Origin of the sequence: Pseudomonas massiliensis (genome assembly GCF_000826105.1) — a bacterium.
GTDB classification, from domain to species: domain Bacteria; phylum Pseudomonadota; class Gammaproteobacteria; order Pseudomonadales; family Pseudomonadaceae; genus Aquipseudomonas; species Aquipseudomonas massiliensis.
Genome location: NZ_CCYK01000006.1, coordinates 335,130 through 348,061 on the forward strand (window position 1 = coordinate 335,130; position 12,932 = coordinate 348,061).

The 12,932-nt window shown below is 61.2% G+C and carries 13 protein-coding genes and 3 tRNA genes; 2 read left to right on the top strand and 14 right to left on the bottom strand.

Annotation, left to right across the window (positions count from 1 at the left end):
- Positions 1–46 precede the first annotated feature (46 nt).
- The 3 genes from clpX to tig form a co-directional block, all read right to left on the bottom strand.
- Positions 47–1,330 (bottom strand): ATP-dependent Clp protease ATP-binding subunit ClpX, encoded by a 1,284-nt coding sequence (gene clpX / locus BN1188_RS07640; RefSeq protein WP_040260826.1) that lies wholly within the window; start codon positions 1,328–1,330, stop codon positions 47–49.
- A gap of 106 nt (positions 1,331–1,436) precedes the next feature.
- Positions 1,437–2,075 carry an ATP-dependent Clp endopeptidase proteolytic subunit ClpP gene (gene clpP / locus BN1188_RS07645; RefSeq protein ID WP_040260827.1) on the bottom strand — a complete coding sequence of 213 codons (639 nt, stop codon included), beginning with the start codon at positions 2,073–2,075 and terminating at the stop codon, positions 1,437–1,439.
- A gap of 88 nt (positions 2,076–2,163) precedes the next feature.
- Entirely contained in the window at positions 2,164–3,477 is a 1,314-nt protein-coding gene (gene tig, locus BN1188_RS07650; protein WP_040260828.1) for a trigger factor, read from the bottom strand.
- A gap of 277 nt (positions 3,478–3,754) precedes the next feature.
- Between tig and BN1188_RS07655 the strand changes: the two genes are divergently transcribed.
- Positions 3,755–4,288 carry a biliverdin-producing heme oxygenase gene (locus BN1188_RS07655; protein ID WP_325062736.1) on the top strand — a complete coding sequence of 178 codons (534 nt, stop codon included), beginning with the start codon at positions 3,755–3,757 and terminating at the stop codon, positions 4,286–4,288.
- A 23-nt stretch (positions 4,289–4,311) separates the two neighbouring features.
- Here BN1188_RS07655 and hepT read toward each other — a convergent pair whose 3' ends face one another.
- From hepT to BN1188_RS07680, 5 genes are all read right to left on the bottom strand, one after another.
- Complete coding sequence (gene hepT / locus BN1188_RS07660; protein WP_040260830.1) at positions 4,312–4,746, bottom strand: type VII toxin-antitoxin system HepT family RNase toxin; 435 nt, start codon at positions 4,744–4,746, stop codon at positions 4,312–4,314.
- Positions 4,736–5,131 (bottom strand): type VII toxin-antitoxin system MntA family adenylyltransferase antitoxin, encoded by a 396-nt coding sequence (gene mntA, locus BN1188_RS07665; protein ID WP_040260831.1) that lies wholly within the window; start codon positions 5,129–5,131, stop codon positions 4,736–4,738. Before mntA ends, hepT begins: the two co-directional genes overlap by 11 nt.
- Positions 5,132–5,249: 118 nt before the next feature.
- Positions 5,250–5,334 (bottom strand) — tRNA-Leu (locus BN1188_RS07670).
- 55 nt (positions 5,335–5,389) lie between these two features.
- A tRNA-His gene (locus BN1188_RS07675) sits at positions 5,390–5,465 on the bottom strand.
- A gap of 46 nt (positions 5,466–5,511) precedes the next feature.
- A tRNA-Arg gene (locus BN1188_RS07680) sits at positions 5,512–5,588 on the bottom strand.
- A gap of 289 nt (positions 5,589–5,877) precedes the next feature.
- Here BN1188_RS07680 and folD point away from each other — a divergent pair.
- Positions 5,878–6,732, top strand: a complete 855-nt coding sequence (folD, locus tag BN1188_RS07685; RefSeq protein ID WP_040260832.1) for a bifunctional methylenetetrahydrofolate dehydrogenase/methenyltetrahydrofolate cyclohydrolase FolD — start codon at positions 5,878–5,880, stop codon at positions 6,730–6,732.
- 69 nt (positions 6,733–6,801) lie between these two features.
- On the opposite strand, the gene BN1188_RS07690 is transcribed toward folD, so the two are convergent.
- The 6 genes from BN1188_RS07690 to BN1188_RS07715 all read right to left on the bottom strand — a co-directional run bounded on the left by BN1188_RS07690 (position 6,802) and on the right by BN1188_RS07715 (position 12,750).
- Complete coding sequence (locus BN1188_RS07690; RefSeq protein WP_040260833.1) at positions 6,802–8,544, bottom strand: ABC transporter substrate-binding protein; 1,743 nt, start codon at positions 8,542–8,544, stop codon at positions 6,802–6,804.
- Between the two features lie 65 nt (positions 8,545–8,609).
- On the bottom strand, positions 8,610–8,882 hold the full coding sequence (locus BN1188_RS07695) for a DUF2160 domain-containing protein (RefSeq protein ID WP_040260834.1): 273 nt from the start codon (positions 8,880–8,882) through the stop codon (positions 8,610–8,612).
- Positions 8,883–8,892: 10 nt separating this feature from the next.
- A complete protein-coding gene (locus BN1188_RS07700; protein ID WP_040260835.1) occupies positions 8,893–9,693 on the bottom strand; it encodes a carbohydrate ABC transporter permease in 801 nt (266 codons plus the stop codon).
- 5 nt (positions 9,694–9,698) lie between these two features.
- On the bottom strand, positions 9,699–10,562 hold the full coding sequence (locus tag BN1188_RS07705) for a carbohydrate ABC transporter permease (RefSeq protein WP_040260836.1): 864 nt from the start codon (positions 10,560–10,562) through the stop codon (positions 9,699–9,701).
- Positions 10,559–11,656 (bottom strand): ABC transporter ATP-binding protein, encoded by a 1,098-nt coding sequence (locus BN1188_RS07710; protein WP_040260837.1) that lies wholly within the window; start codon positions 11,654–11,656, stop codon positions 10,559–10,561. The genes BN1188_RS07705 and BN1188_RS07710 overlap by 4 nt, the downstream gene beginning before the upstream one ends.
- Positions 11,656–12,750 carry an ABC transporter ATP-binding protein gene (locus tag BN1188_RS07715; protein WP_040260838.1) on the bottom strand — a complete coding sequence of 365 codons (1,095 nt, stop codon included), beginning with the start codon at positions 12,748–12,750 and terminating at the stop codon, positions 11,656–11,658. Before BN1188_RS07715 ends, BN1188_RS07710 begins: the two co-directional genes overlap by 1 nt.
- Positions 12,751–12,932 lie beyond the last annotated feature (182 nt).

Genomic DNA, 12,932 nt, shown 5'->3' on the forward strand with positions numbered 1-12,932 from the left:
GGCCCTTTCTGCTATCGCTCAGCCTCAATTAGCCGGCAATGCGCAATCACGCATCGGGTGCTGCCTTGGCAGGCGGCTCGCTGTTCTCGTAGATGAGCAGGGGTTTGGATGTTCCCTCGATCACGCTTTCGTCGATCACCACCTTGCTGACGTCCTTCTGGGAAGGTATTTCGTACATGGTGTCGAGCAACACGCCTTCGAGGATGGAGCGCAACCCACGAGCGCCCGTCTTGCGTTCCAGCGCCTTGCGGGCGACCGACTTGAGGGCCTCGCTGCGGAATTCCAGATCCACGCCTTCCATTTCGAACAGCTTGCCATACTGCTTGGACAGCGCATTCTTCGGCTCGGTCAGGATTTGTACCAGGGCCGCCTCGTCGAGCTCGTCCAGGGTAGCCAAAACCGGTAAGCGGCCGACGAATTCCGGGATCAGCCCGAATTTCACCAGGTCGTCCGGCTCTACCTCGCGCAGGGATTCGCCCACTTTCTTGCCTTCCTCGCGGCTGCGTACTTCCGCGTTGAAGCCAATGCCGCCCTTGGTGGAGCGGTTCTGGATGACCTTTTCAAGACCGGAGAAGGCGCCACCACAGATGAAGAGAATGTTGCGCGTGTCCACCTGCAGGAACTCCTGCTGGGGATGCTTGCGGCCACCCTGAGGCGGAACCGAGGCAACGGTACCTTCGATCAGCTTGAGCAAAGCCTGCTGCACACCCTCGCCCGAAACATCTCGGGTAATGGATGGGTTGTCGGACTTGCGGGAAATCTTGTCGATCTCGTCGATGTAGACGATACCCATCTGGGCTTTCTCGACATCGTAGTCGCACTTCTGCAACAACTTCTGAATGATGTTCTCAACGTCCTCGCCCACATACCCCGCCTCGGTCAGCGTGGTGGCGTCGGCGATGGTGAAAGGCACGTTCAGCAGGCGGGCAAGGGTTTCGGCGAGCAGGGTCTTGCCTGAGCCGGTAGGCCCGATGAGCAGGATGTTGCTCTTGCCCAGCTCGACATCGTCGTTCTTCTTGTCGCGCTGGTTCAACCGCTTGTAGTGGTTGTACACAGCGACCGCAAGGACCTTCTTGGCACGCTGCTGACCAATGACGTACTGGTCCAGGATGCCACTGATTTCCTTGGGTGACGGCAACTTGTGAGCGCTGCTTTCGGCCTGTGCCTCTTGCACCTCCTCGCGGATGATGTCGTTGCACAGGTCGACGCACTCGTCACAGATGAAGACAGAGGGGCCGGCAATCAATTTGCGTACTTCATGCTGGCTTTTGCCGCAGAAGGAGCAATAGAGCAGTTTGCCGTTGTCCTCGCCGTTGCGGGTGTCAGTCATTCGATCTATCCAATCCTGTAGGCTTGAAACACAAGATGAAGGCAATTGCAGGCTTTTTCAAGCCCGCGGACGGCGGGAGAATCCCGCCGCACAGGATTCACGCCTATTACGCCGGCATCTGCCGCTTGTCGAGCACCGAATCCACCAGACCATACTCGGCAGCGCGAGCCGCGCTCATGAAGTTGTCGCGGTTGGTGTCCTGCTCGATGGTCTCGATACTCTGACCCGTGTGGAAAGCCAGCAGTTCGTTCAGTCGCGCGCGGATCGAGAGGATCTCCCGGGCATGGATGTCGATATCCGACGCCTGGCCCTGGAAGCCGCCCAAGGGCTGGTGGATCATCATCCGCGAGTTGGGCAGGCAGTAACGCTTGCCCTTGGCCCCGCCGGCGAGCAGGAAGGCGCCCATGCTGCAGGCCTGGCCGATGCAGATGGTGGAGACATCCGGCTTGATGAACTGCATGGTGTCGTAGATGGACATGCCCGCAGTCACCGAGCCGCCTGGAGAGTTGATGTAAAGGTGGATGTCCTTGTCAGGATTCTCCGCTTCCAGGAACAGCAGCTGCGCCGCTACCAGGTTGGCCATGTAGTCTTCGACCGGGCCGATCAGGAAAATCACTCGCTCCTTGAGCAGGCGTGAGTAGATGTCATAGGCGCGTTCGCCGCGCGCGGACTGCTCGATAACCATCGGGACCAGGCCACCAGCGGCCTGGATGTCAGAGCTCTGAATATAAGAATTGCGGGACATGCCTGCACTCACTCCCAATTAGTCATGCCTTAGATACGCATAAGCCAGCGCGAAGGCTGGCTTATGGTTTTTCCGAAGCGGGGCCGGTTTACGCGGCTTCAGGCGCCGCCTGGGCCGGCTTTACCGCTTCTTCGTACGAGACCGCTTTATCAGTCACACTAGCTTTCTGCAGGACAGTATCCACAACTTGCTCTTCCAGCACAACCGAACGGACTTCGTTCATCTGCTGGTCGTTCTTGTAGTACCAGCTCACGACCTGCTCCGGCTCCTGGTAGGCCGAGGCCATTTCCTGGATCAGCTCACGCACGCGAGCGTCGTCCGGCTTGAGTTCGAACTGCTTGACCACTTCGGCGACGATCAGGCCCAGAACCACGCGACGCTTGGCTTGTTCTTCGAACAGCTCGGCCGGCAGCTGGTCAGGCTTGATGTTGCCACCGAACTGCTGGACGGCCTGGACGCGCAGGCGGTCCACTTCGTTGGCCAGCAGGGCCTTCGGCGCTTCGATGGGGTTGCTGGCCAGCAGGCCGTCCATGACCTGGTTCTTGACCTTGGCCTTGATCGCCTGGCGCAGCTCGCGCTCCATGTTCTTGCGCACTTCGGCGCGGAAGCCTTCCAGGCCGCCTTCCTTGATGCCGAACTGGGCGAAGAATTCGTCGTTCAGCTCAGGCAGGGTAGGCGCGGAAACGCTGTTGACCTTGACGCTGAACTCGGCGGCCTTGCCGGCCAGGTCCAGGTTCTGGTAGTCCTCGGGGAAGGTCACGTTCAGCACGCGCTCTTCACCGGCCTTGGCGCCGACCAGGCCGTCTTCGAAGCCGGGGATCATGCGCCCCGAGCCCAGCACCAGCTGGGTACCGGTGGCCGAGCCGCCCGCGAAGGCTTCGCCGTCGATCTTGCCGGCGAAATCGATGTTGAGCTGGTCTTCGTTCTGCGCTTCGCGCTCCGCGACTTCGTAGCGCACGTTCTGCTTGCGCAGGATGTCGAGCATGTTATCCACGTCGGCGTCGGTCACCTCGGCGCTCTGGCGCTCGACGGCGATGGATTCGAAGCCGGCCACGGAGAATTCGGGGAACACTTCGAAGGTAGCGACGTATTCCAGGTCCTTGCCCTTTTCGAACACCTTGGGCTCGACGGAAGGCTGGCCGGCGGGATTGAGCTTCTGCTCCATCACGGCTTCGTAGAAGGTCGCCTGGATCAGGTCGCCCAGGGCTTCCTGACGCGCGGCGGCTTCGTAACGCTGGCGGATCACGCTCATTGGCACCTTGCCAGGACGGAAGCCAGGCACCTTGGCCCGACGGGCAGTCTGCTGCAGACGCTTGTTGACTTCGGTCTCGATGCGCTCGGCGGGCACGCCGATGGTCATGCGGCGTTCGAGCGCCGAAGTGTTTTCAACAGAAACTTGCATGGATATTCCTCGTTGCACAGACGATAGCCGGCGATTCCCGACTCCAGATCAAGGGCAAGCATTCTAGTGATTCGATTGGCAGAAGTCACGCCACCCGAACGGCGGCGAAAGGCGAAGCCACCACCGGGCCGGGCGGCAGCGTTTGACGCCCCAGGCCAGAGCGATCCAACCATCACCGCCGTTAGGCGAGCCTGGACTGCAACTGGTACGCTAGGGCGTCACCTTATTTCTGGAGTGCCTGGTCATCGCCTCGGACATCTCACCCGCCCTCGCCGCCTTGCGCGACGCTACCCGGGATCTGCACGCCGCCCTGGATGCCGCTTCACCGCTGACCACGCCGGGTTTCGACGGCGAGGCCTACCTGGCCTATGCCCGACGTGTGCTGGGCTGGATGCGCCCAGTGGAACGGCACCTCCAGGCAGCCGGCCTGCCTTGGCCCGCCGACCTGCACATGGATGCGCGCGCAAGCAAAAGCGGGTGGTTGCTCGAGGACCTGGGCGTCGACGCAAGCCCGCCAGACTGCCCTTACACACCCCGACCGCAAGACCTGGCCGGAGCCTACGGCCTGGCTTACGTCTGCGAGGGCGCAACCCTGGGGGGCGCCTACCTTTACAAGCGCCTTTCCCCTGCCCTGGCGCCGATGCCGCTGCGCTGGCTGCGAGGTTATGGCGCGCAGACCGGCCCGCTCTGGAAGACATTCCTGGCGCACCTGGCCACGGACGTGACCACGCCTGAAGCGATCGACACCGCGGCCCAGGCCGCTCGCGCAGGATTTCAGACATTCGAGCGATGGATGCGCGACATCCACTAGCCGGCCGGCTACAAAATGGCGCCTCAGGTGATAGGGCCAGCCTGCTGGACGTCTCGCCGCAGGATGGCCGAACTGAAGGCAATCATGTCGTCGAGGTTGCTGGTGATGATCGAGACAAGGATGGGGATATGCATGGCCTGGTAATCATGGACAGCGATATTGCGAAAACCGACCATGGCCTTCATCGAAGAGGCTAGACCGGCACTCAACCAGCCGCCTCGGTGCAACAACTCGAAAACATCTCGGGAACTCTGCGGCACACCGAGCCTTTCTCGCCGCACCAAGTGCTGCCCCATATCCAAGGCGGCCTCGCAGGCTCGCTGGACGTTCAGAATGGCAGCGTCTTGTCGCGTATAGTCCGACAGAAAGTCCTTCGCCCCTTTGGCATACTCTTCCCGGGCTCTGCCAACGCATCGCTCGATGGTCGCCGCCTTGTTAACGAGCACGTCATCGATCATGGATAACTCCTGTTTTACCGATATCTTCCAGCAACCTGGCTCGGGCAGTATCGAGCTCCGTCTTTTCCTGGAGAATGAAAGCTTCGTAAAGCCCAGCTTCCACTCCACCTGCCCATAATCGCTTTCCTTGCGTGATGATCTGGTACTGCATTACGGTGCTGGCTTGGCGCAGATCAAGAAGGTCGACGGGACAGCCAGTGATATCAGCCAACTCGCCAGACAACGCCCACAATCGCAATGGCTCGAGCTTGCCCTGGATCAGGACGGCGAGATCAACGTCACTTGCAGGCCCAGCGGTTCCATTGGCGTGGCTACCGAAGAGATAGATCGCCATCAGCCCTTCGAGACTGGCTTGCAGGTACCGCTCAACATCATCCAGCCACATACCCCCTCCTCAGCCCTATTGCGACCCTGGTAGGTCTCTGGCCGCTGACGTGGGAGAAATATTGGAAGGAGCTACTGGAAAAGAAAAAGCCGCCCCAGGGGCGGCTTTTTCTACTAAGTGGTGCGGACGAAGAGACTCGAACTCTTACAGCTTGCGCCGCTGGAACCTAAATCCAGTGTGTCTACCAATTTCACCACGTCCGCTTGAAGCTATTAAAGCAAATGCGCCAGACTTTCGTAAGGCGCCTTTCCACGAATATGGGGTGGACGATGGGAATCGAACCCACGACAACTGGAATCACAATCCAGCGCTCTACCAACTGAGCTACGCCCACCATATTGCATCACTTGCCCAACCAAGCGAGTCCCAACGCAGCCTAATGGCGCGCCCGGCAGGACTCGAACCTGCGACCATCCGCTTAGAAGGCGGATGCTCTATCCAGCTGAGCTACGGGCGCTCGGTATTCAACTTCAGGGCTGAAGTGAAAAAGCCGCCACCACCAACTGCCTGCCAACTTCATGAAACAAAACAGGTTTTAGCGGTCACTTGCGCCAGCGTTTAGGCCCTGCCCGACAAGTGCGACGAATCTTATAGATGGCCCTGAAGGGCGTCAACTCTTTTTTCGAAAAAAATTCATGGATTTAAAGGGCTTAGCGTTTTCTCCGCTTGCCGCGCCTTTGACCTGGCCGCCCACCGTGCGAGAATACGAGCACCTTTTTCTCACCTTCCATGGTTTATCGCGCGTCATGACAGCACAACTTATCGATGGCAAGGCTATTGCCGCCAACCTGCGCCAACGGATCGCCCAGCGCGTGGCCGATCGCAAGGCGCAGGGGCTGCGCGTACCCGGCCTGGCCGTCATCCTGGTAGGTACCGACCCGGCTTCGCAGGTCTACGTTTCCCACAAGCGCAAGGATTGCGAGGAAGTCGGCTTCCTGTCCCAGGCCTACGACCTTCCAGCCAGTACCCGCCAGCAGGAGCTGGAATCGCTCATCGACGAGCTGAACGCTGACCCGGCCATCGACGGCATCCTGCTGCAACTGCCCCTGCCTCAGGGGCTGGATGCTTCCGGCCTGCTGGAGCGCATTCGCCCGGACAAGGACGTGGACGGCTTCCACCCTTACAACGTCGGCCGCCTGGCCCAGCGCATTCCGCTGCTGCGTCCTTGCACGCCCAAGGGCATCATGACGCTGCTGGAAAGTACCGGGCAGGATCTGTACGGCATGAACGCAGTAGTGGTCGGGGCCTCGAACATCGTCGGCCGCCCCATGGCCATGGAGTTGCTGCTCGGTGGCTGCACCGTCACCGTGACCCACAGGTTCACCCGGGACCTGGCCGATCACGTCGCTCGCGCCGACCTGCTGGTGGTCGCGGCGGGCAAGCCGGGGCTGGTGAAAGGGGAATGGATCAAGCCTGGCGCCATCGTGATCGACGTTGGCATCAACCGTCAGGATGACGGCAAGCTGGTAGGGGATGTGGTCTATGAGACCGCCCTGCCCCGTGCCGGGTGGATCACCCCGGTGCCAGGCGGCGTCGGCCCGATGACCCGGGCCTGCCTGCTGGAAAATACCCTCTACGCGGCGGAGACACTCCACCCGTAACCGGGGTTTTACCGCTGGCGAACAGGCCTGGGCTCCAGGCCAGATTCGCCAGCCGCGCCGGGCGAGCCGCTATTTCTTCGCCGCTTCCCAGGACTTCAACAGCTCGTTGTAGCTGACGGTCTGCCCCTGGGGTTTCTCATTGGCCAGCTTCGGCTTGGGTGCGCCGGGCTGGTCGAACCAGTACTGGGCAGTCTTCTCTTCATTGAGCTTCGGCCCGCACTTGGAGCTGGCCTGCGCCCGCTCCAGGCGCTTGAGCATGTTGTCCTGGTCCAGCGCCAGCCCATCCAGCGCCTGCTGCGCGGTTTTCTCGCCGCTGACCGCGTCCGACACGTGCTTCCACCACAACTGGGCCAGCTTCGGATAATCCGGCACGTTGGTTCCGGTCGGCGTCCACTGCACTCGCGCCGGGCTGCGGTAGAACTCCACCAACCCGCCCAGCTTGGGCGCCAGGTCGGTCATGGCCTGGGAGTTGATATCCGATTCACGAATCGGCGTCAGGCCCACGATGGTCTTCTTCAGCGAAACCGACTTGGCCGTCACGAATTGCGCGTACAGCCAGGCCGCCAGGCGCTGTTTCTCCGGGGTGGACTTGAAGAAGGTCCAGGAACCGGTGTCCTGGTAGCCCAGCTTCATACCCTCTTCCCAGTACGGCCCCTTGGGTGACGGTGCCATCCGCCACTTGGGCGTGCCATCGCTGTTCACCACAGGCAGGCCCGGCTTGGTCATGTCCGCGGTGAAGGCGGTGTACCAGAAGATCTGCTGGGCGACCGCGCCCTGCGCAGGCACCGGGCCTGCCTCGGAGAAGGTCATGCCCGCGGCCTGGGGTGGCGCATAGGCCTTGAGCCAGTCGATGTACTTTTGTGTCGCGTAGACGGCCGCCGGGCCGTTGGTATCCCCACCACGGGTCACGCTGGAACCTACCGGGCGGCAATCCTCCACCCGGATCCCCCACTCGTCCACCGGTAGCCCGTTAGGCAACCCCTTGTCACCGCCACCGGCCATGGAGAACCAGGCATCGGTGAAGCGCCATCCCAGGGACGGGTCTTTCTTGCCGTAGTCCATGTGGCCATAGACGCGCTTGCCGTCGATTTCCTTGACGTCTTCGCTGAAGAACTTGGCAATATCCTCATAAGCCGACCAGTTCACCGGCACGCCCAGTTCGTAGCCGTATTTGGCCTTGAATTTCTCTTTCAGGTCAGGCCGCTCGAACCAGTCGGCGCGGAACCAGTACAGGTTGGCGAACTGCTGGTCGGGCAGCTGGTAGATCTTGCCATCGGGCGCAGTGGTAAAGGAGATGCCGATGAAGTCTTGCAGGTCGAGGGTCGGCGAGGTATAGGCCTTGCCTTCGTTGGCCATCATATCGGTGATCGATTCGGCCTTGCCGTAACGGAAGTGAGTGCCGATCAGGTCGGAGTCGTTCACCCAGCCGTCATAGATGTTTTCGTCCGACTGCATCTGGGTCTGCAGCTTCTCTACCACATCGCCTTCCTGCACCAGGTCGTGGGTGAGCTTGATGCCGGTGATTTCGGTAAAAGCCTTGGCCAGTACCTTGGACTCGTACTCATGGGTGGTCAGGGTTTCAGACACCACCTTGATGCTCATGCCACGGAACGGCTTGGCCGCTTCGATGAACCACTTGAGCTCGGCCATCTGCTGCTCGGAGCTTAGGGTCGAGGGCTTGAACTCGCTATCGATCCACTTTTTCGCCGCGTCTTCGTACTGGTCGGCGTGGGCCAGCGAGCCATAGGCGGTGAGCACCAGCAGCGCGGCCAGCGTGAAGCCCTGTCGCCTGTTGTTCTTGTTGTCCAGCATGGGGAACCTCCCGAATGGATATACGCGCCGCGCCCAGCGGCCAGCGCCCGTCTAGCAAGGGGCGATCAGCCCCAGCGCATCACTACTGCCAACCACACCAGGGCCAGCGCCGAGGCCACCCAGATGCTCCAGTCGGTAACGCCTATCACCAGCAGGTGAAGATAAGCGCTACCGAGAAGGCCGATGAACAGCCGATCACCACGGGTCGTCGCAATCGGCAGGAAACCACGCCGCTCGGCGCCGGGCCGCCGCAGCTCGTAGGTGGTCATGCCGGCCAGCAGCACCGCGATGGTGATGAAGAACACGGCAGTGGGTAGAGTCCAGGCCATCCAGTTCATGGGCGCCTCCTTAGACGCGCCCAAGGGCGAAGCCCTTGGCCACATGGTTGCGAACGAACCAGATCACCAGCACACCCGGCACGATGGTCAGCACGCCGGCAGCCGCCAGCACACCCCAGTCGATTCCCGCCGCCGAGACGGTCCGGGTCATGACCGCGGCGATGGGCTTGGCGCTGACGCTGGTCAGGGTGCGCGCCAGCAGCAGTTCCACCCAGGAGAACATGAAGCAGAAGAACGCGGTGACACCGATGCCCGAGCCGATCAAAGGAATGAAGATGCGCAAGAAGAATTTCCAGAATCCATAGCCATCGATGTAGGCGGTTTCGTCGATTTCCTTGGGCACGCCCGACATGAACCCTTCGAGAATCCATACCGCCAATGGCACGTTGAACAGGCAATGAGCCAAGGCTACGGCATAAGGGGTATCGAACAGGCCGATAGAGGAATACAGCTGGAAGAAGGGCAGCAGGAACACCGCCGGGGGCGCCATGCGGTTGGTGAGCAGCCAGAAGAACAGATGCTTGTCGCCCAGGAACCGGTAGCGGGAGAAGGCATAGGCTGCCGGCAGCGCCACCAGCAGCGAAATCAGGGTGTTGAGGCTTACATAAGTCAGGGAGTTGAGGTAACCCTGGTACCAGCTTGGGTCGGTAAAGATCACCTGATAGTTGGCGAGGGTGAAATCCTTGGGCCAGAGGGTTAAGCCGCCGAGGATTTCGGTATTGGTCTTGAACGACATGTTCACCAACCAGTAGATAGGCACCAGCAGGAAGGTGAGAAACAGGGTCAAGGCGATGGGTTTGCGCATGGTCATGGCCCTCAAGCCCGGTCCGAATGGGTCATGGCGGTGTAGAACACCCAGGACACCAACAGGATGATCAGGAAATACACCAGCGAAAACGCGGCCGCCGGGCCCAGGTCGAACTGCCCCACCGCCATCTGGGTCAAGGTCTGGCTCAGGAAGGTGGTGGCGTTGCCGGGCCCGCCACCCGTGAGCACGAAGGGCTCGGTATAGATCATGAAGCTGTCCATGAACCGCAGCATGACCGCGATCAGCAATACGCTTTTCAGCTTGGGCAGCTGGATGTAGCGAAACACCGCCCAAGGCGAAGCGCGGTCAATGCGCGCGGCCTGGTAGTACACGTCAGGGATGGCGCGCAGACCCGAGTAGCACAGCAGGGCCACGAGCGACGTCCAGTGCCACACGTCCATCACCAGCACCGTACCCCAGGCATCGCGGGTATGGGCGGCGTAGTTGTAGTCCATGCCCATGGCATTGAGGGCCCAGCCCATCAGGCCGATGTCGCCCCGGCCGAAGATCTGCCAGATGGTGCCGACCACGTTCCACGGAATCAGCAGCGGAATCGCCATGACGATCAGGCAGAGCGAGGCACGACGCCCCTTGCTCGGCATGCACAGGGCGATGGCGATGCCCAGGGGGATCTCGATGGCCAGCACACAGGCCGAATAGATGAACTGCCGCAGCAGGGAATCATGCAGACGCGGATCCTGCAGCACCTGCCGGTACCAATCGGCGCCGACGAAGAACCGACTATTGACGTCGAAGATATCCTGCACCGAATAGTTGACCACCGTCATCATCGGCACGATAGCGCTGAACGCCACCAGGATGAACACTGGCATCACCAGCCACCAGGCCTTGTTGTTGGGGACTTTGTTCATTGGCCTGCCTCCACCAGCTTTTCATCGGCATAGAGCATCAGCCAGGGGGCCGGGAAACTGACAGGGATCTCCCCCTCCGGCAATTGCCGGTCTTCGGGCAGGCGTGCCATGAGGCGCTTGCCGCCCAGTTCCAGGGTAATGATCCGGTAGGTACCAAGGTCTTCCACATGACGCAGACGCGCCGCCAGGGTGTGCTCGGAAGGCGTGTCCCAGATGCGCACGAACTCTGGGCGGATACCCAGTTGCAGGCGCTGCCCGCCCAACCTGGGGAGCTGGCTCTCCAAGCCCACCGGCACCGGTACACGCACGTCGCCGAAGGTCAGGAAACCGTCCTGCTCGGTAACGTCTATCAGGTTCATGCCCGGGCTACCGATGAAGTAGCCCACGAAGCTGTGGCGCGGCCGCTCGAACAGCTCTCTCGGGGTGCCGAACTGGACGATCTGCCCGCCATACATCACGGCGATTTTGTCAGCGAAGGTGGAGGCCTCGAGCTGGTCGTGGGTGACATACACCATGGTGATGTTGAACTGCTCGTGGATCTGCTTGAGCTTGCGCCGCAGCTTCCACTTCAGGTGCGGGTCGATCACGGTCAGGGGCTCGTCGAAGAGAATGGCCGAGACGTCATCGCGCACCAGCCCGCGCCCCATGGACACCTTCTGCTTTTCATCGGCGCTCAGGTTGCGAGCCTTCTTGCCCAGCACCGGGGTGAGCTCGAGCACCTCGGCGATTTCCTCGACCTTGCGCTGTATCCGATCGGCAGCCATGCCCTGGTTACGCAGGGGAAAGGCCAGGTTGTCGAACACGGTCATGGTGTCGTACACCACGGGAAACTGAAAAACCTGGGCAATGTTGCGCTGTTCCGGCGTCAGCTCGTTCACGCGCCTGCCATCGAACAGCACCTGCCCCTCGGAGGGATTGAGCAAGCCGGAGATGATATTGAGCAAGGTGGACTTGCCACATCCGGATGGCCCCAGCAGCGCATAGGCGCCACCCTGCTCCCAGATGTGGTCCAGCTGGCGCAGCGCGTAGTCTTCAGGCGCGCCGGGCTCGCGAACATAGCTATGTGCCAATTGTTGCAGACGGATCTCAGCCATCAGGCGACCCTCGCCATGCGTCGGCCGGGCGCTTGGACAAGGCGACCCTGGGGCTCGAACACGAACAGTTTGTGGGTGGGGATGTACACCTTGATAGGCGCATCCACGGGAAACTCGTGAACACCGGGCAGGTGCGCCACCAGCCGCCACTGATCGTTGCGCACATGCAGGAAGGTTTCCGAGCCACTGATTTCCGCCAGCTCCACGGTCACCGCCAGCTCCAGGTCGTCATCATTCGACGGCACTAGGCTGATATGGCTGGGGCGCACCCCGAAACGGAAATCCCCCTCGCCGAGACCTTGCAGGTCGGCGTTCAGGGGGAAATGAGCGAAGTCGGCAAAGCTGGTCTCCCCACCCCGAATACGGCCCGGCAGCAGGTTCAGCGGTGGCTCGGAGAAGAGCTCGGCCGCCAGCACTTCACTCGGCCGCTGGTACACCTGGGCGGTGTCGCCGCTCTGGATGATCCGCCCCTCGTGCACCAGGGTGGTGGTACCGCCCAAGGCCAGGGCCTCGTTGGGCTCGGTGGTGGCGTAGACGGCGATGGTATGGCGAGTGGCGAACAGCTCACGCATTTCCAGGCGCAGTTCTTCGCGCAGTTTGTAGTCCAGGTTGACCAGGGGCTCATCGAACAGTACCAGCTCGGCGTCCTTGACCAAGGCCCTTGCCATGGCCGTGCGCTGTTGCTGCCCCCCGGAAAGTGCCAGCGGATGCCGCCCCAGGAAGGGCTCGATGCGCAGCATCCGGGCCGTGGTGCGTACACGATGATCGATTTCGTCTGCCGCCAGTCGCGCCTGACGCAAGGGCGAAGCGATGTTTTCGTAGACGGTGAGGTTGGGGTAGTTGATGAATTGCTGGTAGACCATCGAGACCTTGCGCTCCCGTACGGGAACTCCAGTGACGTCCTTGCCGTGCATCAGTATCTGGCCGCCGTCGGGACGGTCCAGCCCGGCCATCAAGCGCATGAGGCTGGTCTTGCCGGCCAGGGTCCGGCCGAGCAATACGTTGAAAGAGCCGGCTTCGAAGCGCAGGTTGGCAGCGTCGACCCAGCGCTGCCCGTCCACGATCCGGCTCACGTTGCGCAGTTCCAATGCCATGGCGGCGCCCTTCTTGTTGTAGTGACTAGTGCATAGCCACAAGCGTGCCAAGCGGCGAAGAACATGTTGCCAGAGCGGGTCGGTGGCACGACGCATTCAGAAGTGAACAGAAATGAACACGGAGCGCTGAACAATTGAACACTTCGAGTGTTGACAATGTTCAGCTTTGAACAACACTGGGA